This window comes from Klebsiella sp. KP20-425-1 (genome assembly GCF_025813515.1).
Taxonomy (GTDB): Bacteria; Pseudomonadota; Gammaproteobacteria; order Enterobacterales; family Enterobacteriaceae; genus Klebsiella; species Klebsiella pneumoniae.
Map to the genome: position 1 here is coordinate 4,323,012 of NZ_CP109614.1, position 22,784 is coordinate 4,345,795.

The 22,784-nt window shown below is 54.7% G+C and carries 19 protein-coding genes and 1 riboswitch; of the genes, 11 read left to right on the forward strand and 8 right to left on the reverse strand.

The window, feature by feature from the left end; genetic code table 11:
• Positions 1 to 2: 2 nt before the first annotated feature.
• From mraZ to leuO, 5 genes are all read right to left on the reverse strand, one after another.
• A complete protein-coding gene (mraZ, locus tag OHJ17_RS21195; protein ID WP_002888541.1) occupies positions 3 to 461 on the reverse strand; it encodes a division/cell wall cluster transcriptional repressor MraZ in 459 nt (152 codons plus the stop codon).
• 640 nt (positions 462 to 1,101) lie between these two features.
• On the reverse strand, positions 1,102 to 2,106 hold the full coding sequence (cra, locus tag OHJ17_RS21200) for a catabolite repressor/activator (RefSeq protein WP_004145952.1): 1,005 nt from the start codon (positions 2,104 to 2,106) through the stop codon (positions 1,102 to 1,104).
• Between the two features lie 180 nt (positions 2,107 to 2,286).
• Positions 2,287 to 2,778 carry an acetolactate synthase small subunit gene (gene ilvN, locus OHJ17_RS21205; RefSeq protein WP_002888536.1) on the reverse strand — a complete coding sequence of 164 codons (492 nt, stop codon included), beginning with the start codon at positions 2,776 to 2,778 and terminating at the stop codon, positions 2,287 to 2,289.
• A 2-nt stretch (positions 2,779 to 2,780) separates the two neighbouring features.
• The gene (gene ilvI, locus OHJ17_RS21210) at positions 2,781 to 4,505 is read right to left on the reverse strand and encodes an acetolactate synthase 3 large subunit (RefSeq protein WP_002888534.1); all 1,725 of its coding nucleotides are present in this window, start codon (positions 4,503 to 4,505) and stop codon (positions 2,781 to 2,783) included.
• A 394-nt stretch (positions 4,506 to 4,899) separates the two neighbouring features.
• The gene (gene leuO, locus OHJ17_RS21215) at positions 4,900 to 5,868 is read right to left on the reverse strand and encodes a transcriptional regulator LeuO (RefSeq protein WP_004192013.1); all 969 of its coding nucleotides are present in this window, start codon (positions 5,866 to 5,868) and stop codon (positions 4,900 to 4,902) included.
• Positions 5,869 to 6,481: 613 nt separating this feature from the next.
• Between leuO and leuL the strand changes: the two genes are divergently transcribed.
• The 9 genes from leuL to aroD all read left to right on the forward strand — a co-directional run bounded on the left by leuL (position 6,482) and on the right by aroD (position 16,660).
• Positions 6,482 to 6,568 carry a leu operon leader peptide gene (gene leuL / locus OHJ17_RS21220; protein WP_004222662.1) on the forward strand — a complete coding sequence of 29 codons (87 nt, stop codon included), beginning with the start codon at positions 6,482 to 6,484 and terminating at the stop codon, positions 6,566 to 6,568.
• 95 nt (positions 6,569 to 6,663) lie between these two features.
• Entirely contained in the window at positions 6,664 to 8,235 is a 1,572-nt protein-coding gene (gene leuA, locus OHJ17_RS21225) for a 2-isopropylmalate synthase (RefSeq protein WP_004178594.1), read from the forward strand.
• Complete coding sequence (gene leuB, locus OHJ17_RS21230; RefSeq protein WP_002888487.1) at positions 8,235 to 9,326, forward strand: 3-isopropylmalate dehydrogenase; 1,092 nt, start codon at positions 8,235 to 8,237, stop codon at positions 9,324 to 9,326. Before leuA ends, leuB begins: the two co-directional genes overlap by 1 nt.
• Positions 9,327 to 9,328: 2 nt before the next feature.
• A complete protein-coding gene (leuC, locus tag OHJ17_RS21235; RefSeq protein ID WP_004177417.1) occupies positions 9,329 to 10,729 on the forward strand; it encodes a 3-isopropylmalate dehydratase large subunit in 1,401 nt (466 codons plus the stop codon).
• 10 nt (positions 10,730 to 10,739) lie between these two features.
• Positions 10,740 to 11,345, forward strand: coding sequence for a 3-isopropylmalate dehydratase small subunit (gene leuD / locus OHJ17_RS21240; protein WP_002888481.1), 606 nt, complete (start codon positions 10,740 to 10,742; stop codon positions 11,343 to 11,345).
• Positions 11,346 to 11,740: 395 nt separating this feature from the next.
• Positions 11,741 to 13,774, forward strand: a complete 2,034-nt coding sequence (locus tag OHJ17_RS21245; RefSeq protein WP_004147052.1) for an oxidoreductase — start codon at positions 11,741 to 11,743, stop codon at positions 13,772 to 13,774.
• 11 nt (positions 13,775 to 13,785) lie between these two features.
• Positions 13,786 to 14,649 (forward strand): shikimate dehydrogenase, encoded by an 864-nt coding sequence (locus tag OHJ17_RS21250; protein ID WP_032424068.1) that lies wholly within the window; start codon positions 13,786 to 13,788, stop codon positions 14,647 to 14,649.
• Positions 14,650 to 14,659: 10 nt separating this feature from the next.
• Positions 14,660 to 15,874: an MFS transporter gene (locus OHJ17_RS21255; protein WP_002888458.1), complete on the forward strand. Its 1,215-nt coding sequence runs from the start codon at positions 14,660 to 14,662 to the stop codon at positions 15,872 to 15,874.
• A gap of 30 nt (positions 15,875 to 15,904) precedes the next feature.
• The gene (gene aroD / locus OHJ17_RS21260; protein WP_032419403.1) at positions 15,905 to 16,660 is read left to right on the forward strand and encodes a type I 3-dehydroquinate dehydratase; all 756 of its coding nucleotides are present in this window, start codon (positions 15,905 to 15,907) and stop codon (positions 16,658 to 16,660) included.
• A 37-nt stretch (positions 16,661 to 16,697) separates the two neighbouring features.
• On the opposite strand, the gene OHJ17_RS21265 is transcribed toward aroD, so the two are convergent.
• Positions 16,698 to 17,594 (reverse strand): LysR family transcriptional regulator, encoded by an 897-nt coding sequence (locus tag OHJ17_RS21265; RefSeq protein WP_002888455.1) that lies wholly within the window; start codon positions 17,592 to 17,594, stop codon positions 16,698 to 16,700.
• A 231-nt stretch (positions 17,595 to 17,825) separates the two neighbouring features.
• Between OHJ17_RS21265 and OHJ17_RS21270 the strand changes: the two genes are divergently transcribed.
• Positions 17,826 to 19,136 carry an MFS transporter gene (locus OHJ17_RS21270; RefSeq protein WP_032433838.1) on the forward strand — a complete coding sequence of 437 codons (1,311 nt, stop codon included), beginning with the start codon at positions 17,826 to 17,828 and terminating at the stop codon, positions 19,134 to 19,136.
• A gap of 33 nt (positions 19,137 to 19,169) precedes the next feature.
• On the opposite strand, the gene OHJ17_RS21275 is transcribed toward OHJ17_RS21270, so the two are convergent.
• Together OHJ17_RS21275 and sgrT are read right to left on the reverse strand one after the other, a co-directional pair.
• Entirely contained in the window at positions 19,170 to 20,354 is a 1,185-nt protein-coding gene (locus tag OHJ17_RS21275) for a sugar efflux transporter (RefSeq protein WP_032433837.1), read from the reverse strand.
• 267 nt (positions 20,355 to 20,621) lie between these two features.
• Positions 20,622 to 20,774, reverse strand: coding sequence for a glucose uptake inhibitor SgrT (gene sgrT, locus OHJ17_RS21280; RefSeq protein WP_002888448.1), 153 nt, complete (start codon positions 20,772 to 20,774; stop codon positions 20,622 to 20,624).
• Positions 20,775 to 20,861: 87 nt separating this feature from the next.
• Here sgrT and sgrR point away from each other — a divergent pair, with 87 nt between their 5' ends.
• Positions 20,862 to 22,517, forward strand: a complete 1,656-nt coding sequence (sgrR, locus tag OHJ17_RS21285; protein WP_004145968.1) for an HTH-type transcriptional regulator SgrR — start codon at positions 20,862 to 20,864, stop codon at positions 22,515 to 22,517.
• Positions 22,518 to 22,554: 37 nt separating this feature from the next.
• Positions 22,555 to 22,774, forward strand: a riboswitch (TPP riboswitch).
• The last annotated feature ends 10 nt before the right edge of the window (positions 22,775 to 22,784 follow it).

A 22,784-nucleotide genomic window follows, 5' to 3' on the forward strand; every position in this document is an offset into this window, starting at 1 on the left:
TTTTATAAGGACAAATCCTGCAGGCGCTCCGACAGTTCACCGGTCGCGGACTGCTCAGCGTCGATATCTTCCTTGACCCGTTGATACCAGGTCGTTTCATCCCACAGTTCAAATTTATTAAACTGCCCGACCAGCATCACTTCTTTTGTCAGCCCGGCATGCTGCCGTAACACCGGCGCAATCAGCAAGCGGCCGGCATTATCCATCTGACATTCGCTGGCATGACCCAAAAGCAAACGCTGTACGCGCCGCTCAACGGGATTCATGCTCGATAAACGCGACAATTTCTGCTCGATGACTTCCCATTCAGGCAATGGATAAAGCAGCAGGCACGGGTGATGAATGTCAATGGTGCATACCAATTGACCGGCAGCGTCCTCGATCAGCCCTTCGCGATAGCGCGTTGGCACGGCCAGGCGGCCTTTGCTGTCGAGATTGACTAACGTTGCTCCACGGAACATGCCAGCCTCACCCCTTTTCGCCACTTTACCCCACAAATTCCCACCAGAAGGAGTTTACGGAGCGGAGGAAAAGCTTGTCAAGCCAGCACGGATGCCAACGGAGCTCAAAAACCCATTATTTACAGCCGACATTAGCCCTGATGAAAAAATCATCAACAGGCGAGGCAAATTAACGTTATGAATACGTGTAAGAAAATAACCAACAAACTCGTAACAGTTATAAACAACAGAATATCTTCGGCGGGAAAATATAAAGTGTCAGTTTGCGACGCGAGCGGCATTTTAGGCCATTATGCCGGCCGTTAACAGTACCTGTTGCTGGCAGAGGGACTGGCCAGGCGCGGGATATGACGGGGAAGAAAGCGTGGCGCGTACAAAATGAGTGTTAATTCAGCAATTAACCTGATGAATGTAACAAAATAATACAATTAAAGTCCGCGCAGTCATTTTTTGTACCCCATTTGGAGTCACAAAACGATGGTCAGTGAATAAAATAAAATAACGAGTAAAGAAGTTTAGGGATTTGTCTGAAATATATTCAGTTTTGCATTTTGCACGTCAATTGCCTGATTTATCGCCAGCGGCCTGCTTACGGTCAGGCCTGCCAGGTTTATACCTGGGCGCTGGCGATATGGCGCCCTTAGCGGCGATTCAGGCTACCGCGACGATAGAGATTACGGCGAATACGGCTAAGACCCGGCTTCGGCTTGCGAGGTTCGTCGAGGCTGGCGAGGACGATCTCCAGCACCCGCTCAGCGACATCGCGATGACGCTGGGCCACGGCCAGTACCGGACACTGCAGAAAATCGAGCAGCTCATTATCACCGAAGGTGGCGATCGCCAGCTCGGAGGGCAGTTTACCCTCGCGACGCAAGGTCACATCCATTACGCCCTGCAGCAGCGGGAAAGAGGTGGTAAACAGCGCCTGTGGCATCGGATGGGTTTCAAGCCATTTCTCAAACAGCTGGGCCGCCGCTTCGCGCTCATAGCTGTTGGCATAGAGATAATGCACCTCACGCGGATCGTCCTGCCAGGCTTTACGGAAGCCCTGTTCACGCAGGAAGCTCACCGACAGCTCCGGCAGCGCGCCGAGATAGAGCACCGTTTCGCCAGGAAACGTCCGCAGCTCAGCTGCGAGCATCTCGGCGTCATCCTGGTCAGCGCCAACCACGCTGGTGAAGTGCTCGCGATCGAGGGCGCGGTCGAGGGCGACAATCGGAAACGGGTCGTTAGCCCAGCGCTGATAAAATGGATGCTCCGGCGGCAGCGAAGTAGAGACAATGATAGCGTCCACCTGGCGCTGCAGCAGATGCTCAATGCAGCGCATCTCGTTATCGGGCTGATCCTCCGAGCAGGCAATCAGCAGCTGATAGCCGCGCTGACGCGCCTGACGTTCGAGATAATTTGCAATCCGGGTATAGCTGGTGTTTTCCAGATCCGGGATCACCAGACCGATAGAGCGTGTGCGTCCTGCACGCAGGCCAGCAGCGACCGCATTTGGGTGATAGTTGTGCTCTCGCACCACAGCCATCACTTTTTCGACCGTTTTATCGCTTACGCGGTACTGCTTCGCTTTGCCATTAATCACATAGCTCGCGGTGGTTCTTGAAACACCGGCCAGCCGGGCGATTTCATCCAGTTTCACAATTGCCCCTTGGGTAAGAAGTGCCAAACATAACCATTATTCAGGTATGGAATCCTTTTTATAACATCTAAGCGCAGAATAGTTAGCGCAGCAACCGCTTTCGCTTACAGTTCCTACTGATTTCGCAAAAAAAAAGCCCGACAGTCTCTGCCGGGCTATTTTTACAGCAGTTCCCGATCCTTAGCGCATGATTTTATCACCGCGAGACAGGCCGACCACGCCGGAGCGAGCCACTTCCACAATCCGAGCGACATCGCGCAGCGAGGCCAGAAATGCATCCAGCTTATCGCTGGTGCCGGCGAGCTGGACGGTATAGATAGAAGGCGTCACGTCGATAATCTGTCCGCGGAAGATTTCGGTGTTGCGCTTCACTTCTTCACGGCCATAGCCGCTGGCCTGAACCTTCACCAGCATAATTTCGCGTTCAACATGAGCCCCCTGCCCCAGCTCGCTGACCCGCAGGACATCCACCAGCTTGTGCAGTTGCTTTTCAATCTGCTCAATCGCTTTTTCATCGCCCACGGTCTGAATGGTCATTCTGGAGAGAGTGGGATCGTCCGTCGGCGCGACAGTCAGGCTTTCTATATTATAGCCACGCTGGGAAAAGAGGCCGATAACGCGGGACAATGCGCCCGATTCGTTTTCCAGTAATACCGATAATATCCGGCGCATAATCAGGTCCTCTCCGTTTTGCTCAACCACATTTCATCCATGCCGCCGCCGCGGATCTGCATGGGGTACACATGCTCACTGCCGTCGACGGTCACATCGACAAACACCAGCCGACGCTGGCGCACCTGCTCCAGAGCTTCAGCAAGCTTCGTCTCCAGCTCCTGCGGCTCGCTGATGCGGATCCCGACGTGGCCATAGGCTTCCGCCAGACGGACAAAGTCCGGTAGCGATTCCATATAGGACTGCGAGTGACGCCCGGAATAGAGCATATCCTGCCACTGCTTCACCATCCCGAGATAGCGGTTGTTGAGGTTAAGCACCAGGACCGGCAGCTCATACTGCAGCGCAGTGGAGAGTTCCTGAATGTTCATCTGGATACTGCCGTCACCGGTCACGCAGACCACCATTTCGTCCGGCAGAGCCATTTTGACCCCCAGCGCAGCCGGTAGGCCAAAGCCCATGGTGCCGAGACCACCGGAGTTAATCCAGCGCCGCGGTTTATCGAAGGGGTAATACAGGGCGGCGAACATCTGATGCTGACCCACATCGGAAGTGACGTAGGCATCGCCCTGGGTCAGCCGCCAGATAGTTTCAATTACCGCCTGCGGTTTGATTTTATCGCTCTGGTCGTCGTAGCGCAGACAATGACGGGCACGCCACTGCTCGATCTGTTGCCACCAGTCGCGAATGTCGTCCAGCGGCTGCTGCGCTTCCTCCTGCTCCAGCAGCTCCAGCATCTGCTCCAGCACCAGCCGGGCATCGCCGACGATCGGCACATCTGCCGGCACGGTTTTCGAGATTGAAGTCGGATCGATATCAATATGCAGTACCGTCGCGTTCGGACAATACTTGGCCAGGTTATTGGTGGTCCGGTCGTCAAAGCGAACGCCGACGGCAAAAATCACGTCCGAGTGGTGCATGGTCATGTTGGCTTCATAGGTGCCGTGCATCCCCAGCATCCCCAGCGCCTGCGAGTGTGTCGCCGGGAAAGCGCCAAGTCCCATCAAGGATGAGGCCACCGGCAGCTTCAGTTTTTCCACCAGCTCGCGCAGCTGAGGTTCGCAATGCGCATTGATCGCCCCGCCGCCGACGTAGACGACCGGCTTACTTGCGGCCACCAGGGTCTGCAGGGCGCGTTTAATCTGCCCTTTATGGCCACTGGTGGTTGGGTTATACGAGCGCATGCTCACTGCGTCCGGCCAGACGTAAGGCAGCTTCTTCGCCGGATTGAGAATATCCTTCGGCAGATCGACCACTACCGGACCGGGGCGACCGCTGGCCGCCAGCCAGAAGGCTTTCTTCAGCACGCCGGGAATATCTTCGGTCTGCTTCACCAGGAAACTGTGCTTCACCACCGGACGGGAAATCCCCACCATGTCGCACTCCTGGAAGGCATCGTAGCCGATAAGCGAGGTGGCTACCTGCCCCGAGAGGATCACCAACGGAATAGAGTCCATATAGGCTGTCGCAATGCCAGTGATGGCGTTCGTCGCCCCAGGCCCAGAGGTCACCAGCACCACGCCGACCTCCCCGGTCGCCCGCGCCAGGCCATCCGCCATATGCACCGCCGCCTGCTCGTGACGAACCAGCACATGATCGATACCGCCAAGGGTATGTAACGCATCATAGATATCGAGGACAGCGCCTCCGGGATAGCCGAATACTTGCTTGACGCCCTGATCGACAAGCGATTGGACGACCATCTCGGCTCCTGACAACATCTCCATGGTTTGCCTCCAGGCTTATTGTTTTACGACAGCGGAACTCAATTTCCGCGCGCTCGCACGATGCGAAGGAGTGGTCCTCCGCATTGAGGTGAATGTACTGCATGCCACTACCATAACTGCTCGCCAGCAGGCAGGCAATTCGCCGCAGCTGAGGCCTTATTTCTTGAATAAGAAGAAAAGAAAGCGGTGAGGGGAAAATATGGTGAATTGCTTCAGAGATAAGAAAAGAGAATGGTAAATACTCGGCGAAAAAGGGTGATAACAGGAATAGATCCATTTTTCACGAACACAACGAACTCCTCGCGCAAGGTAAACAGAATAAAATTCTGTTTTATTTGATTTATGTCATATAAAAAAAGGAGCCGAAGCTCCTTTGCTATCTATCGTCGTCGGGTCAGCGCTTGCAAATGTCCACCAGCAGCTCTTCCATCCACTGGTGGCCTTTATCACGACCAGCGGCTTCGTGCCAGGAGAGATAGCAGGTCCGACTGTTGACCTTCAACGGCAAAGGTAATATTTGCAGGGCAAGCTTGTCAGCAAATTCATCTGCCAGCCAGCGCGGGGCAATGGCCACCATCTGGGTTTGCGATACTACGTTTAATACGCTGACCATCGCATTACCCTGATAGGCGATACGCGCTTGTTTATCGGCCGTGTCATACCACGGCAAACTAAATGAGGCATACCGGTCGAGAGCAACGGCGGCATGCTCCTCGCGATAAATATCCGCCTCCATCATCGGCCCGGAAATACGCGGATGGTTGCGACTGGCGACCAGGACCATTTCGTCTTTAAATAACGGAACGCAGGCAAACTCAGGGCGACGGAACTCTTCATAACCGATTACGAATTCTGTTTCCTGATAACGTAGCTGATGTTCCGTATTTTGATTCAGCGCAGACTTAAAGACTAAATGAATATTGGGTGCTATCTCTGCAACTTTATTAAAAATAACCGACGTCAGGATGTTATCCAGCGGGCTGCAGACGCACAGATGGAACACGCGCTCACTGCTCAGCGGTTCAAAACCGGAGCCTGGCAATTCGTTTTGGACCAGCTGCAGCGCCTGGCGTACCGAGCCAAACAGCTGATAGGCGCGCGCCGTCGGCTGAATACCGCGGCCATAGCGCACAAAAAGCTCGTCATTAAACATCACTTTCAGTCGTGAAACCGCATTGCTCACCGCGGGTTGTGACATGCCGAGCGTATGGGCGGCACGAGTAATATTCTGCTCTTGCATAACCGCATCAAAAACGGTAAGCAGATTGAGATCAACCATCCGTAGTTGAGGTTTAACGACTTCCTGTCCGGGGGCTGATTTATATTCTGGAGTTTCAATTAACATATCTAATTCCGCCGTCACGATGAATTCCCTTCACTAAACCGCTATAATTAGCGCCGAAAATATCATTTACCATGCAAATGACATTTACAAAATAGCAAAAGAAATTTTTAGGAATATATCAAGGCTATGAGTGGCAGTGAAGAAACGGTCCTGATCAAAAAATTGAGCCGCTCAAACCATACTGATTACTTAATGATGATAAGTGTAACCATAATCCATAAAAATAAAAACAGCACCACGAGTTAACTGTAACTTAAGCAATAATAAAGTATTTTATTTTTCCCTCCATAAAATTAACAAATCCTTATCATTGAAAAATAATCCGCTAGCGTTCGAATACATTCACAGGAAAAATAAATTTAATATTTTCATCCAGATACCGTTTTTTGTCCCTTCATTGGCGACACCTCTTCGACGATGCCTTGAATGCAAAGCACTTTTTCAAATGAAACAAATGGGGATAAACCGCCTTCGGTCCAAAATAGGATCTTCGGCAAAATGGGGCTTACATCAGCACATTTTGCTAATTCATTTAGTCAGCCCAAAACGCTTTTTCCATGCCAGGGGTTGACTTTAAAACAGCTATCCAGTAACTCTAAAAGCATAACGATTTCATCTGGAGTTTGACGCAATGATTCGCACCGCTCGTATCACCAGCCTACTACTACTAAACGCATGCCATTTGCGCGGTAGGCTGTTGGGCGACGTTCAGCGTTAAGTCATCTTCCAGCAAGACTATAAAACCCGCGCCTTGGCGCGGGTTTTTTTATGCTCGTCAACAAGGCGCCAGGACACAGACTAAGGATCCAAACCATGAGCCAGCAAGTCATTATTTTCGATACGACCTTACGTGATGGCGAACAAGCGTTACAGGCAAGCCTGAGTGTCAAAGAGAAGCTGCAGATCGCACTGGCCCTTGAGCGAATGGGGGTCGACGTAATGGAAGTCGGTTTCCCGGTATCCTCGCCGGGCGATTTTGAATCGGTGCAAACCATCGCACGCACCATTAAAAACAGCCGCGTGTGCGCTCTGGCGCGCTGCGTTGAGAAAGATATCGACGTGGCGGCGGAATCGTTAAAAGTGGCCGAGGCTTTCCGTATTCATACCTTTATTGCCACCTCGCCGATGCATATCGCCACCAAACTGCGCAGTACGCTGGATGAGGTTATTGAGCGCGCGATCTATATGGTGAAGCGGGCACGCAACTACACTGACGACGTTGAGTTCTCCTGTGAAGACGCCGGCCGTACGCCGATTGCCGATCTGGCTCGCGTCGTGGAAGCGGCGATCAACGCCGGCGCCACCACCATTAATATCCCGGATACCGTCGGCTATACCATGCCGTTCGAATATGCCAACATCATCAGCGGCCTGTATGATCGCGTGCCGAATATCGACAAAGCAATTATTTCCGTCCACACCCATGATGATCTGGGCATCGCTGTCGGTAACGCCCTCGCCGCGGTCCACGCCGGTGCGCGCCAGGTAGAAGGTGCGATGAACGGTATCGGCGAACGCGCCGGCAACTGCGCGCTGGAAGAAGTGATCATGGCGATCAAAGTGCGCAAAGACATCATGAACGTGCACACCAACATTAATCATCATGAAATCTGGCGCACCAGCCAGACCGTCAGCCAGATCTGCAATATGCCGATCCCGGCGAACAAGGCCATCGTCGGCACCGGCGCCTTCGCCCACTCCTCCGGCATTCACCAGGACGGCGTGCTGAAGAACCGCGAAAACTACGAGATCATGACCCCGGAATCTATCGGCCTGAACCAGGTGCAACTGAACCTGACTTCCCGCTCCGGCCGCGCGGCGGTGAAACACCGGATGGAAGAAATGGGCTACCAGGAGAGCGATTACAACCTGGATCATCTGTACGACGCATTCCTGAAGCTGGCGGACAAAAAAGGCCAGGTCTTCGATTACGATCTGGAAGCGCTGGCCTTTATCAACAAGCAGCAGGAAGAGCCAGAGCATTTCCGCCTCGATTACTTCAACGTCCAATCCGGATCCAGCGATATCGCCACCGCCTCGATCAAACTGGTCTGCGGGGATGAGATCAAAACCGAAGCCGCCAACGGCAACGGTCCGGTCGATGCTATCTACCAGGCGATTAACCGCGTCACCGACTACAACATTGAATTAGTGAAGTATGGCTTAAGCGCGAAAGGCCACGGCAAAGACGCCCTGGGCCAGGTGGATATCGTCGTTGACTACAATGGCCGCCGCTTCCATGGCGTTGGTCTGGCAACGGATATCGTAGAGTCGTCAGCCAAAGCGATGGTTCACGTGCTGAACAACATCTGGCGCGCCGCCGAAGTCGAAAAAGAATTGCAACGCAAAGCTCAGAATAAAGAGAACAATAAGGAAACCGTGTAATGTCGAAGAATTACCATATTGCCGTTTTGCCGGGTGATGGCATTGGCCCGGAAGTGATGAACCAGGCGATGAAAGTACTGGAAGCCGTGCGCCAACGTTTTGCCATGCACATTACCACCAGCCAGTATGACGTTGGCGGGGCGGCCATCGACCGTCAGGGAACTCCCCTGCCGCAGGCGACCGTCGCCGGATGCGAGCAGGCGGATGCGATCCTGTTCGGCTCCGTCGGCGGTCCGAAATGGGAGCACCTGCCGCCGGCGGAACAACCAGAGCGTGGCGCGCTGCTGCCGCTGCGTAAACACTTTAAACTGTTCAGCAACCTGCGCCCGGCCAAACTGTATCAGGGGCTGGAAGAGTTCTGCCCGCTGCGCGCCGACATCGCTGCTAACGGCTTCGACATTCTCTGCGTACGCGAACTGACCGGCGGCATCTACTTCGGCCAGCCGAAAGGCCGCGAAGGCAGCGGTCAGCATGAGAAAGCCTTTGATACCGAGGTGTATCACCGCTTTGAGATCGAGCGTATCGCGCGCATCGCTTTTGAATCCGCCCGCAAGCGTCGTCACAAAGTGACTTCCATCGATAAGGCCAACGTTCTGCAGTCCTCCATCCTGTGGCGCGAAATCGTCAGCGAGATCGGCAAGGAGTATCCGGACGTTGAGCTGGCGCATATGTATATCGATAACGCCACCATGCAGCTGATTAAAGATCCGTCCCAGTTCGACGTGCTGCTGTGCTCCAACCTGTTTGGCGACATCCTCTCCGACGAGTGCGCGATGATCACCGGCTCGATGGGTATGCTGCCGTCCGCCAGCCTCAATGAACAAGGTTTTGGCCTGTACGAGCCGGCGGGCGGTTCCGCACCGGATATCGCCGGCAAAAATATCGCCAACCCGATCGCGCAGATCCTCTCCCTGGCTCTGCTGCTGCGCTACAGCCTCGACGCTGACGAAGCGGCGACCGCCATTGAAAACGCGATCAACCGCGCCTTAGAAGAAGGGGTTCGAACCGGCGACTTAGCGCGCGGCACGGCGGCGGTCAGCACTGATGAAATGGGCGATATTATTGCCCGCTATGTCGCAGAAGGGGTGTAATCATGGCGAAGACGTTATACGAAAAATTATTTGATGCGCACGTAGTGTATGAGGCGCAGAACGAAACCCCGCTGCTGTATATCGACCGCCATCTGGTGCACGAAGTCACCTCTCCGCAGGCGTTTGACGGTCTGCGCGCCCATGGCCGCCAGGTGCGCCAGCCGGGTAAAACCTTCGCTACCATGGATCATAACGTCTCGACGCAGACCAAAGACATTAACGCGTCCGGTGAGATGGCCCGCATTCAGATGCAGGAGCTGATTAAGAACTGTAAAGAGTTCGGCGTTGAACTGTACGACCTGAACCACCCGTATCAGGGCATCGTCCACGTCATGGGCCCGGAACAAGGGGTTACCTTGCCGGGGATGACGATCGTGTGCGGTGACTCCCATACCGCTACCCACGGCGCGTTCGGTGCGCTGGCGTTCGGTATCGGCACCTCCGAAGTGGAGCATGTGCTGGCGACCCAGACCCTGAAACAGGGCCGCGCGAAGACCATGAAAATCGAAGTCCAGGGCAAAGCGGCGCCGGGCATTACCGCCAAAGATATCGTGCTGGCCATCATTGGTAAAACCGGTAGCGCCGGCGGCACCGGCCATGTGGTTGAGTTCTGCGGCGAAGCGATCCGCGATCTGAGCATGGAAGGGCGTATGACCCTGTGCAACATGGCGATCGAGATGGGCGCCAAAGCGGGCCTGGTCGCGCCGGACGAAACCACCTTCAATTACGTACGCGGCCGTCTGCATGCGCCGAAAGGCAAAGATTTTGACGATGCCGTAGCGTACTGGAAAACCCTGAAAACCGACGACGGCGCGACGTTTGATACCGTGGTGACGCTGCAGGCGGCGGAAATTGCCCCGCAGGTGACCTGGGGCACCAACCCGGGCCAGGTGATCTCGGTGACGGATAACATCCCCGATCCAGCGTCGTTCAGCGATCCGGTGGAACGCGCCAGCGCCGAAAAAGCGCTGGCCTATATGGGGCTGAAATCCGGGATCCCGCTGACGGAAGTCGCTATCGATAAAGTGTTTATCGGCTCCTGCACCAACTCGCGCATCGAAGATTTACGCGCCGCGGCGGAAATCGCTAAAGGGCGTAAAGTGGCGCCGGGCGTCCAGGCGCTGGTGGTGCCGGGTTCTGGTCCGGTGAAAGCGCAGGCGGAAGCGGAAGGTCTGGATAAGATCTTTATCGAAGCCGGCTTTGAGTGGCGCTTACCTGGTTGCTCTATGTGTCTGGCAATGAATAATGACCGCCTGAATCCGGGCGAACGCTGTGCCTCAACCAGCAACCGTAACTTTGAAGGCCGTCAGGGCCGCGGCGGACGCACGCACCTGGTGAGCCCGGCAATGGCCGCGGCGGCAGCCGTTACCGGCCATTTCGCCGATATCCGTAATCTGAAGTAAGGAGACCATCATGGCAGAGAAATTTACCCAACATACCGGCCTGGTGGTTCCGCTGGATGCTGCAAACGTCGATACCGACGCGATCATCCCTAAGCAATTTTTGCAGAAGGTCACCCGCACCGGCTTTGGCGCGCACCTGTTTAACGACTGGCGCTTTCTCGACGATAAAGGTCAACAGCCGAACCCGGAGTTCGTGCTGAATTTTCCTGAGTACCAGGGGGCATCGATACTGCTGGCGCGGGAAAACTTCGGCTGCGGCTCCTCGCGCGAGCACGCGCCGTGGGCGTTGACCGATTACGGCTTTAAGGTCGTTATCGCCCCGAGCTTTGCCGATATTTTTTACGGCAACAGCTTCAATAACCAGCTGCTGCCGGTGACCCTGAGCGACGAGCAGGTCGACGAGCTGTTCAAGCTGGTGCAGGCCAACCCGGGCATTACGTTTGAAGTGGATCTGGAAGCGCAAGTGGTTAAAGCCGGGGATAAAACCTACAGCTTTAAGATCGACGATTTCCGCCGCCACTGCATGCTCAACGGCCTGGATAGCATCGGCCTGACGCTGCAGCATGAAGCGGCGATCTCCGACTATGAACGCAAGCTGCCGGCATTTATGAATTAACCTTTGGGCCCGGTCATTTGATCGGGCTTTTTATTTTATTGCGGAGAAAATTGCGATCTCACGCACAAAAACCAATTTTAATTTGCTGATTGTCAGACCTTACCGCCACCCTGCCCTACCGCCTAAAGAAGAATTATTCCGCTTTCCTCCCCTTCTCCAGCACTGTTTATGTATTTTCCCTGCACTGCAAGTAAAAATAAGGCACGAGTGTTTAATATAAAAATATAAGAATGTGAAGAAAGCGTTAATCTCATAGAGAACCCCTATGGCTATGCACAAAAAAAAGCATTATTTTTCGATTTTTCCCCTCGTTATCTTTTGCCACAGAGAAATATTAACTAAGGACACGCCTGGGCCCCGCATATCGGCCTCCCGGCCTCCTGTGGAGAGAAGAGATGAGCCACTATCCGCACCTTTTCAGTCCGTTGACCATCAACGGTATGACGTTAAAAAACCGCATTATTATGCCCCCTATGGGCACCAATATGGCCACGCTCAATGGCGAGGTGTCGCAGGAACAGCTGGAATACTACGAACTGCGGGCCAAAGGCGGCACTGGGCTTATCACCATCGAAAATATTTGTATTGATTTCCCCTTCGCCTCCAACGGCACCACCCAACTGCGCATCGATAACGATCAATATATTCCACGGCTGTTTAAATTAACCGAGACCCTGCATAAACATGGCGCCTGCGTATCCATTCAGTTAAATCATGCCGGCGCTTCCGCTTATGCCTACCGACTGGAAGGCCAGACGCCGCTCTCCTCTTCTACAACGCCATCGAAGAAGCACGGTAATATTCCGCGTCCGATGACCCATGAGGAAATTTATCATGCGGTAGAGAAATTTGGTGACGCCGCGGAGCGCGTTCGGCGCGCAGGTTTTGACTGCGTCGAAATTCATGCCGGTCACTCCTATTTAATTAGCCAGTTTTTATCGCCGCTGTTTAATAAGCGCACTGATGAATTTGGCGGCAGCGTCGAAAATCGCACTCGGATACTGAGTCTGATTGTCGATAAGGTTCGCGCCTGCGTGGGGCCGCGTTTTCCGGTCAGCCTGCGCATCAGCGCCGACGACTTCCTCAAGGGCGGCAATACCCTCGAAGATTCCCTGCGTATCCTTGAGCTCTGCCAGGAGAAGGTCGATATCATCAACGTCTCTGCGGCGCAGAACGACAACCTGAATCTGCAAATCGATCAGATGTCGCTGGAGGATGGCTGGAAGCGCTATCTCTCCCGCGCGGTGCGCGATAAATTCCATAAACCCACGGTCATCGCCGGCAATATTCGCACTCCGCAGGTAGCCGAAGATATCCTCGCCAGCGGCGATGCCGATCTTATCGCCATTGGCCGCGGTCTGATTGCCGAGCCGGAGTGGGTGCAGAAAGTGCAAGGCGGAAAAGAGCGTCTGATGCGCAAATGTATCTCCTGCAACATCGGCTGCGCCGACCATCGCATCGCCCGCTCGCGCCCGCTGCGCTGTTCGATTAACCCGGATATTATTCACGGTGACGCCTATAAAATGCGGCGCGTGAATCGCGACACTAACGTGGTGGTCATCGGCGCCGGCACCGCCGGGATGGAAGCCGCCTGCACCGCGGCGGAAGTTGGTTGCCATACCTGGCTGCTGGAAGCGAAAAACCACGTCGGCGGCCTCGCCAGCGAAATCTCCCGCCTGCCGGAGAAAAAACGCATCGCTGATTTCCCGCAGTTTATGAAAAATCGTATCGCCTCGCTGGACAACCTGATGCTGCAGATCGGCAAGCGGGCCGACGTGGCTTCAGTTTCCGCCCTGCGTCCGCATCTGATTGTCAACGCCACCGGCTCAACGCCGCTGCTGCCGCCCATTGAAGGCTTGCGGGAAAACATTGACGTCGAGAACGGCAAGATCTTTTCCATTACCGGCATGATCGACAATCTGGCGAAATTTACCGATATCAAGGGCAAACGCATCGCCGTAGTCGGCGCCGGCGCCGTTGGCCTTGACGTTATCGAATACTTTACCGCTCGCGGCGCACAGGCGGTGCTAATCGAGATGCAGGACGCCGCCGGTCGCGATCTCGACATCATTACCAAAAATGCCATGTTGACCATGCTCGACGAGCACCAGGTCGAACAGCACATGAATACCCAACTGATGGCGGTCGCTGCCGACCATTTCCAGGTGAAAAATACACAGCAAACCTTCGATATTCCCTTCGACTACGGCTTTGTCTGTCTGGGGATGCGCGCCAACCGGACGGGTCTCGACGAGATCGAGCGCTGGGCCAATGCCAATAACGTCAAAATCATGAACATCGGCGACAGCGTGATGGCGCGACGCATTATCGATGGCGTCCGCGAAGGCCGCAACGTACTGGATGCACTGGAAGACATGGGTGCGCTGGGCAGCCGCGAAGCACAACGAATTCCCTTTCTAACTTATTGAGGATTTTTGTCATGGCAGAACGTATTACTGGACACACTGAGCTGATTGGCCTGATCGCCACCCCGATTCGTCACAGCATGTCGCCCACCATGCACAACGAGGCTTTCGCCCATCTCGGGCTGGACTACGTCTATCTCGCTTTTGAAGTCGGTAACCAGGAGCTAAAAGACGTGGTGCAGGGCTTCCGGGCGATGAAGCTGCGCGGCTTTAACGTCTCTATGCCGAACAAAACCGAGATTTGCCAGTATCTCGATAAACTGTCGCCGGCGGCACAGCTGGTCGGGGCGGTCAATACCGTGGTCAACGACGACGGCGTACTGACCGGACATATCACCGATGGCACCGGCTACATGCGCGCCCTTAGCGAAGCCGGTATCGATATCATCGGCAAGAAGATGACCGTACTCGGCGCCGGCGGCGCGGCAACGGCGCTCTGCGTCCAGGCAGCACTGAATGGCGTGAAGGCGATCTCCATCTTCAACCGCCGCGATAAATTCTTCGCCAACGCAGAAGAAACCGTGGCCAAGATCCGCCACAACACCGACTGCGAGATCCATCTGTTCGATCTCGACGATCATGACAAACTGCGCGCCGAAATTGACAGCAGCGTGATCCTGACCAATGCCACCGGGGTCGGCATGAAGCCGTTCGAAGGCCAGATGCTGCTACCTGACGACAGCTTCCTGCGTCCGGACCTGATCGTCTCCGACGTCGTCTACAACCCGCGCAAAACCCACCTGCTGGAAGTGGCCGAGAAAAAAGGCTGCCGCACGCTGAACGGCCTGGGGATGATGCTGTGGCAAGGCGCGCGCGCGTTCGAAATCTGGACGGGCAAACAGATGCCGGTTGATTACATCAAGAGCATTCTGTTCTAAGAGGCGAATGATGAAAAATAAATACATCCCTACTGCGGCAGGGCTGTATCTCAACTACCTGATCCACGGTATGGGGGTGCTGTTAATCACCCTCAACATGGCCCATCTTCAGGAACAGTGGGGAACAGACAAAGCCGGCGTATCGATCGTTATATCTTCGTTAGGTATTGGTAAGTTAGCGACCATCGTGACCGGATTTCTCTCGGATCGCTTCGGTCGCAAGCCCTTTATCTATCTTGGGATCCTGAGCTATCTGATCTTTTTCGTCGGCATCCTGCTGACCAAAAATATCTATCTGGCTTACGTGTTCGGCATTATGGCGGGCCTGGCGAACAGCTTCCTCGACTCCGGTACCTATCCGGCGCTGATGGAATCTTTCCCGCACTCTGCCAGCCGGGCCAACGTGCTGATCAAAGCCTTCGTCTCTGCAGGGCAGTTCCTGTTGCCGTTCATTATCAGCTTCCTGATATGGGCAAATCTGTGGTTCGGCTGGTCGTTCGTGATTGCGGCAGCACTCTTTGTACTGAGCGGGATTTATCTGCTTAAAATGCCGTTCCCTGACAGCCAGGCGGCGAAAAAAGAGGAAGCCCCTACGGCACAGGCGGAAACAGCCGTCCGGCCACAGGCTAATAAGCTGGATATGGTGATCTTCACCCTGTACGGTTATATCGGCATGGCGACCTTCTATCTGGTCAGCCAATGGCTGGCGCAGTACGGCCAGTTCGTCGTCGGCCTGCCCTATGCCTCGGCGATTAAACTGCTTAGCATCTATACCGTCGGCTCGCTGGTCTGCGTCTTTGTAACTGCCGCCTTCGTCAAAGAGGTGTTTAGCTCGGCCATTGCGATGATTATTTATACTGGCCTGTCGATGATTTCGCTGCTGTTGGTGTGCCTGTTCCCGACGCCGATGATGGTGACCGGCTTTGCTTTTGTCATCGGCTTTGCCGCCGCTGGCGGAGTGCTGCAGCTGGGTGCGACAATCATGGCGATGAGCTTCCCGAATGGAAAAGGCAAAGCAACCGGCATCTTCTACACCGCCGGCAGTATCGCCAGCTTCACGATCCCGTTGATCACCGCAAAGCTTTCGCAGATCAGTATTGCCAGCATTATGTGGTTTGATTTTCTGATCGCCGTTATCGGCTTTGTGATCGCCCTGTACATCGGCTATCGTCAACTGCAGGCTCGGGCGGCGCAAAAAGTGTCACGCACCGCAGTCACCGCCTGAAGTACAACGCGAAAAATAATGGATACCTACATGACAAATGCAGTAACCGTAAAGAACATCACCTTTCAGGAAGGGGAAACCCTCATTTGTGTACCGCTGATCGGTAAAACCCTGGATGAGATACTGGGTAACGCCCACGGCCTGGTCGATGCCGGCGCTGATATTATCGAATGGCGCGTTGACCACTTTACCCAGGTCAGAGAGATGGCCCAGGTGATGGCCGCGCTGGCGGAAATCCGTGGCGCGCTGAAAGCGCTTCCGCTGCTGTTTACCTTCCGCAGTAAGAAAGAAGGTGGCGAAACCGAGCTCAGCGACGAAGCCTATTTTGCGCTCAACCGCGAGGCCGCACGCAGTGGACTGGTTGATGTTATCGATATCGAACTGTTCAATGATGAAGCGCAGATCCGCGCGCTGGTTGACGATGCGCATGCCGCGGGCGTCAAGGTGATCATGAGTAATCATGATTTCCATAAGACCCCCGCTCAGGAAGATATTATCTATCGCCTGCGCCGCATGCAGGATCTGGGGGCCGATCTGCCGAAGATCGCGGTGATGCCGCAGTCGCCGCAGGACGTACTCACCTTGCTCGCCGCCACGCTGACCATGAAAGAGAAGTATGCGACGCGTCCGCTGATCACCATGTCGATGGGCAAATCCGGTGGCGTTAGCCGGGTCACCGGGCGCTTGTTCGGTTCGGCGATGACCTTCGGTACCGTTGGTCAGGCCTCCGCGCCGGGGCAGATCGCCATCGCTAAGCTGCGTGAAGTGATGGATATTCTCTCCTGATATCCGGATGGCCCGGAGGTCACATCCGGGCCATCCGTTAACAGATCTTCTGGCTGTCGTGGATAACCACATTTTTAAATGACTCCAGCGCCGGAGAGAGCCCCTTGTCTTTCATGGTCGCCAGATAGATATAGCGGGGGGGGATGGTGTTTTTAATCTTCAGGATATGGACGTTGTAATAGGAGAGCGCGGTGATGCGCGGCATAATCGCGATCCCGTAGTCAATACTCACCAGCCCGGCCATCGCCGTATCCTCATCCACATAGCAGGCGATCTCCGGCACCAGCTTTTGCTGCATAAATACATTATCGATAAACGGACGTAAGCCGCTATTTTCTGAAAAATAGATATACGGATAATGAATCGTCTCCACCAGATCGACTTCATGTTCATATAGCCGGGCCAGCGGATGATCCTTTGCCGTGACCACCACCAGTTCCTGCTGGATCACCGGAATAAAATCGATATCGGGTTCATCGGCAATATAAGAGCAGATCGCCAGATCGACTTTTCCGGCCTTCAGCTCCTGCAACAGCGTCAGCGATGTCCCTTGAGTAAAAGAAAAAGTCACATTGTGACATTCAGGTGAAAGAGAATATTTATTAATTAACTGTGGAACAACATACTCCCCCATCGTGTAAATAAAGGCGATGCGAATATTCTCTTTATTCTCAGCGCCATTTTTTTGCAATATCATGCGTCCGTTCTCCAGCGAGGCCAGCGCATCTTCAACATACGGCAAAAAACGCTTGCCGTTTTGGGTAATTTTTACGTTCCGCCCCTGTCTGGCGAATAGCGCGACCCCTAACTCCTTCTCCAGCTCCGATATCGCGTGGCTTAGCGAGGGCTGGGTGATGCACAGACTGGAGGCGGCTTCGGTGTAATGCTCAGTTTCAGACAGACGTTTAAAATAATAAAGTTGCTTTAGGTTCATTATTTTTACCCGTATAATATAAGAATAAATGCACTGACGCTAATATACCATGCAAGCCACCAATAATGCGCATGAACGGGTAAATATCGGCGTTACATCAAATATTATTTGACGAAGGGCATGAATGTGCCACAAGGCATTGCCATTCATAGATACTACCTATAGCTCCTTGAGATATTTTTGCATATTAGAATATATGCAAAAATATTTTAAACTTTAAAGGAACTCGCTATGAGTATGTCAAACTCTCAGGAAGTCCTCACTTCCACATTGGGGGCGAAAAAAAGAAGCCGCGTACGGATAGTTATTCTGCTGCTACTCTCCGTCGGAACGATGATCAATTATCTCGACCGTACCATCCTGGGTATTGTAGCGCCACAGTTAAGCAAAGAAATCCATATCGATCCGGCGATGATGGGCATCATCTTCTCCGCCTTCGCCTGGACTTATGCGCTGGCGCAGATCCCCGGCGGGATGTTTTTAGACCGCTTTGGCAACAAAGTGACCTATGCCCTGTCAATTTTCTTCTGGTCGCTGTTTACCCTGCTGCAAAGTTTCACCCTCGGCCTAAAATCCCTGCTGCTTCTGCGCCTGGGACTCGGCGTCAGCGAAGCGCCCTGCTTTCCGGCCAACAGCCGCATCGTCAGCACCTGGTTCCCTCAGCATGAGCGCGCGCGGGCAACGGCAACGTATACAGTTGGTGAATATATAGGGCTGGCCGCTTTCTCGCCGCTGTTATTTTTAATTCTCGAACATCATGGCTGGAGAACGCTTTTTTTCCTCACCGGCGGATTAGGTATTTTATTTACTTTAGTGTGGTGGCGTTTTTATCATGAACCGCATGAATCGCGCACGGCTAATCAAGCGGAGCTGGAGTATATCGGCGCAAACGGCATTAACAATAAAATCCAGAACGTTCCATTTAACTGGCGTGACGCCAGACGCCTGCTGGGCTGTCGCCAGATCCTCGGCGCCAGCCTGGGTCAGTTCGCCGGCAACACCACACTGGTCTTTTTCCTGACGTGGTTTCCCAGCTACCTCGCCAACGAGCGCCATCTTCCATGGCTGCACGTCGGCTTCTTCGCCACCTGGCCCTTCCTTGCCGCCGCGATTGGCATCCTCTTCGGCGGCTGGATCTCCGACCGGTTGTTGAAGCGAACCGGCTCCGTCAACATCAGTCGAAAGTTACCAATAATTTCCGGTTTATTGCTGTCCAGCTGTATTATCGCGGCGAATTGGGTAAGCGCCAATAGCACCGTAATTATTATCATGTCGGTGGCTTTTTTTGGCCAGGGGATGGTCGGTCTGGGCTGGACCTTAATTTCGGATATTGCCCCGGAAAATATGGCAGGCCTCACCGGCGGCATATTTAATTTCTGTGCCAATATGGCCTCGATTATCGCACCACTGATAATTGGTGTGATTATTTCCGCCACGGGTAATTTCTTTTACGCGCTGATCTACGTCGGCCTGACGGCGCTGATTGGGGTGATTGCCTACATTTTTATCATCGGCGACATTAAGCGTATCGAACTCAAGTAGGCCTGGTCGCCCCGGCGATGCCGGGGCGAGTAGTCAGATATCCTTCACCTTGCTGGTCAAAAACAGCGTCACCAGCGAAATGGCCGCGATCGTCCAGTAGACGCTGGCGTGACCATAGCTCTGGGACAGCGCCCCCTGCATCACGCCGGCAAGGATCACGCCGGTGGAAATACTGTTGGTGAACAGGGTGGTCGCCGCTCCCGCCCGTCCCGGCATTAAATCCTGGAACCACAGCATGCCTATCCCGGCGATAATGCCGATAAAGATGGCATTGAACAGCTGCAGAGCCAGCAGCGCCGTGCGACCATGAAACAGGATCAGTCCGGCATAAAACAGCACGCCGGCGGCCACCGCCGCCACCATCATTTTACGTTTGCCAAAGCGCTTTACGTAGTAGCCGGCGAGGATCATCGCCGGTATCTCCAGCCCGGCGGCAGTGCCCATCAGGATCCCGGCCAGGCTGTCGGGAAGCCCGAGATCGCTGCTGATCCACAGCGGCATATCAATGATGTACATGGTGTTGCAGGTCCACATCAGGGTGGAGGCGATAAACAGCATACGCACGTTCTTGTCCTGCCAGCCGCCGGCCTGCGCTAGCGCCGCCGCCTCCTCCGAGGGCTGTTCCACACGCGGAACCGAAGGCAGTTTGATGGCAATCAGAGCGAGGCTAATGACAAAAATGCCCGCCGCAATGGAGAACATGGTGGTGAAGCCATAGTTGAGCGCCAGCATAAAGGCCAGCGGCGGGCCAATCACCCAAGCCAGCGACAGCTGGGCGCGCATGACCGAGCTGAACATCACCACTTCCCGCGCCGAGCTGTCGGCGTACTCCCGCGCCAGCGCGAAGAGCTGCGGCATGGCCGCGTTGGCAATGGATGCCAGCATCACGCCGCAGGTGATCAGCGTCAGATAGTGGCGGTTGAAGGCAAACAGCAGCGCATTACCAACCGCCATCAGACAGCAGAACATAATCAACCGCCGCCGGTCGCCGCGGCTATCGGAGCGCTTGGCCAGCCACAGGCTAACCAGGATCCCGGCGATGGCGTTTACGGTATAGAACAGGCCCACCCAGAACGGTTGCGCCTCCACTTCGCGGCTGAGAAACAAACTCAACGTCGGCGCCTGCAACGCGCCCGCCACGCCCATCATAAAAGCAACCAGCATAAAGGCGGCATAGACGCCGTTAAGCCGTCGTCCCATCGTCATCAACCACAGCATGGAATGTCCTTAACACACGCGAAGAAAACGAAAAAAGCCAGCAGAGGCTTTCTGCTGGCGGGTGATTCTATACTCTATGGATTTCATGCTGCAGGACAAAACGGTTAACCATTTTGCGCCGCGCTCGCGCTGGCCCTGAAAAGGTGAGTCCCGTAGAGGCGAATCACGCAGCCCGAACATACGGCCCAGGAAGCATCGACAGCGCACCTGCAGTTTGAAAAACGACGAGTATAACACCAATACTCAGTCACACATGATGTCTGCAAGTCAATGATCAGAGGTCGTTGACGTCACTCCCCACTGCATCAGTTCCCCCAGAATTTCCTGCTGTCGTCCTGCCATCAGGCGGGCCAGCCAGGACGCTTCCTGCGTCGCAGAAAAGTAGCGTTGGTAGAACGATTTTGCGGTAGACCTCATCATATTCACCTCCTCGCTTCATCGGGATTCATTATTGGCTTAATATAGGAAGTAATAAATTGCTGAGTTTTGCGCAGGAGTTCCCCTTTTATGTCTTCCGGCCGTCTGCAACAACAGTTCATTCGCCTATGGCAGTGCTGCGACGGCAAGTCGCAGGAGACCACCCTTAACGAGCTGGCGGAAATGCTGAGCTGCTCGCGCCGCCATATGCGCACCCTGCTCAATATGATGGAGTCCCGCGGCTGGCTGACCTGGGAAGCGGAGGCAGGCCGCGGCAAGCGTTCGCGGCTAACCTTTCTCTATACCGGCCTCGCCCTGCAGCAGCAACGTGCCGAAGATCTCCTTGAGCAGGATCGCATCGATCAGCTGGTGCAGTTGGTCGGCGATAAGGCTGCCGTCCGCCAGATGCTGGTCTCGCATCTCGGCCGCAGCTTCCGCCAGGGGCGGCACATCCTGCGCGTGCTCTACTACCGACCAATGAAGAATTTGCTGCCCGGTAGCGCGCTGCGGCGTTCGGAAACGCATATTGCCCGGCAGATTTTCAGCGCCCTGACGCGGGTAAATGAGGAAAATGGGGAACTGGAAGCCGATATTGCCCACCACTGGCAGCAGCTGACCCCCACCCACTGGCGCTTTTTCCTCCGTCCCGGCATCCATTTTCACCATGGCCGTGAGCTGGAGATGGCCGATGTGATCGCCTCTCTGCAGCGCAGCAATGCCCTGCCGCTCTATTCACATATCGAACGCATCGAATCGCCCACCGCCTGGACCCTGGATATTCATCTGCGCCAGCCCGACCGCTGGCTGCCCTGGCTGCTGGGGCAGGTGCCGGCGATGGTGCTGCCGCAGGAGTGGCAGACCATGAACCACTTTTCCTCCATGCCGGTCGGCACCGGCCCCTATGCCGTGGTGCGTAACAACCAGAATCAGCTCAAGATCCATGCCTTTGAGGACTATTTTGGCTACCGGGCGCTGATCGATGAGGTGAACGTCTGGGTGCTGCCGGAGATTAGCGAAGAGCCCAACGGCGGCCTGACGCTGCAGGGCAATACCGAAAGCGAAAAAGCGGTAGAGAGTCGCCTGGAAGAGGGCTGCTATTACCTGCTGTTCGACTCGCGAAGCCCGCTGGGGGCCAACGACGCGGTGCGCCGCTGGCTAAGTTATCTGTTTCAGCCCGCCAACCTGCTCTACCATGCGGGCGAACACTACCAGGGCAACTGGTTTCCCGCCTACGGCCTGCTGCCGCGCTGGCATCACGCCAGCAACCACGCCTGCGAGAAGCCGGCGGGGTTGGAGACAGTCACCCTTACCTACTACCGCGATCACGTCGAACATCGGGTGATCGGCGGGATCATGCGCGACCTGCTGGCGGCGCATCAGGTAAAGCTGGAGATCCAGGAGCTGGAGTACGATGCCTGGCATCGCGGCGAGGTGGTCAGCGATATCTGGCTCAACAGCGTGAACTTCACCTTACCGATCGAATTTTCGCTCTTCGCCTATCTGTACGAAGTCCCGCTGATTCAGCGCTGCATTCCCATTGACTGGCAGGCAGACGCCTGCCGCTGGCGAGCAGGAGAGTTTAATCCGGCCACCTGGAGCCAGCGGCTGCTGGCCGGGCAACATATCGTGCCGCTGATCCACCACTGGCTGATGATTCAGGGTCAGCGCAGTATGCGCGGCGTGAGGATGAATACCCTCGGCTGGTTCGATTTTAAATCCGCATGGTTTGCGCCGCCGGAGCCGTAAGCGCTTTCCGTCATCTGACAAAATCATTACACTAAGGCCGTTCTCAACGGGGTGCTAATAAACATACGCAATATCATTCAAGTTGCATCAAGGCAGCAAGCGGGTGAATCCCCTGGAGCATAGATAACTATGTGACTGGGGTGAACGCGCGAAGCTAACGCAGATGCGGCTTGAAGGATGAAGCGTATGGGCTGAGAAAATACCCGTCGAACCTGATCCGGATAACGCCGGCGAAGGGATTTGAGGCTCACTCAAAATCCTTTGCCA

Coding starts and splice junctions, on each gene's coding strand:
- mraZ (WP_002888541.1), bottom strand. CDS start 461: ATGTTCCGTGGAGCAACGTTAGTCAATCTCGACAGCAAAGGCCGCCTG.
- ilvN (WP_002888536.1), bottom strand. CDS start 2,778: ATGCGCCGGATATTATCGGTATTACTGGAAAACGAATCGGGCGCATTG.
- ilvI (WP_002888534.1), bottom strand. CDS start 4,505: ATGGAGATGTTGTCAGGAGCCGAGATGGTCGTCCAATCGCTTGTCGAT.
- leuL (WP_004222662.1), top strand. CDS start 6,482: ATGATTCGCACCGCTCGTATCACCAGCCTACTACTACTAAACGCATGC.
- leuA (WP_004178594.1), top strand. CDS start 6,664: ATGAGCCAGCAAGTCATTATTTTCGATACGACCTTACGTGATGGCGAA.
- leuB (WP_002888487.1), top strand. CDS start 8,235: ATGTCGAAGAATTACCATATTGCCGTTTTGCCGGGTGATGGCATTGGC.
- leuC (WP_004177417.1), top strand. CDS start 9,329: ATGGCGAAGACGTTATACGAAAAATTATTTGATGCGCACGTAGTGTAT.
- leuD (WP_002888481.1), top strand. CDS start 10,740: ATGGCAGAGAAATTTACCCAACATACCGGCCTGGTGGTTCCGCTGGAT.
- OHJ17_RS21245 (WP_004147052.1), top strand. CDS start 11,741: ATGAGCCACTATCCGCACCTTTTCAGTCCGTTGACCATCAACGGTATG.
- OHJ17_RS21250 (WP_032424068.1), top strand. CDS start 13,786: ATGGCAGAACGTATTACTGGACACACTGAGCTGATTGGCCTGATCGCC.
- OHJ17_RS21255 (WP_002888458.1), top strand. CDS start 14,660: ATGAAAAATAAATACATCCCTACTGCGGCAGGGCTGTATCTCAACTAC.
- aroD (WP_032419403.1), top strand. CDS start 15,905: ATGACAAATGCAGTAACCGTAAAGAACATCACCTTTCAGGAAGGGGAA.
- OHJ17_RS21265 (WP_002888455.1), bottom strand. CDS start 17,594: ATGAACCTAAAGCAACTTTATTATTTTAAACGTCTGTCTGAAACTGAG.
- OHJ17_RS21270 (WP_032433838.1), top strand. CDS start 17,826: ATGAGTATGTCAAACTCTCAGGAAGTCCTCACTTCCACATTGGGGGCG.
- OHJ17_RS21275 (WP_032433837.1), bottom strand. CDS start 20,354: ATGCTGTGGTTGATGACGATGGGACGACGGCTTAACGGCGTCTATGCC.
- sgrT (WP_002888448.1), bottom strand. CDS start 20,774: ATGATGAGGTCTACCGCAAAATCGTTCTACCAACGCTACTTTTCTGCG.
- sgrR (WP_004145968.1), top strand. CDS start 20,862: ATGTCTTCCGGCCGTCTGCAACAACAGTTCATTCGCCTATGGCAGTGC.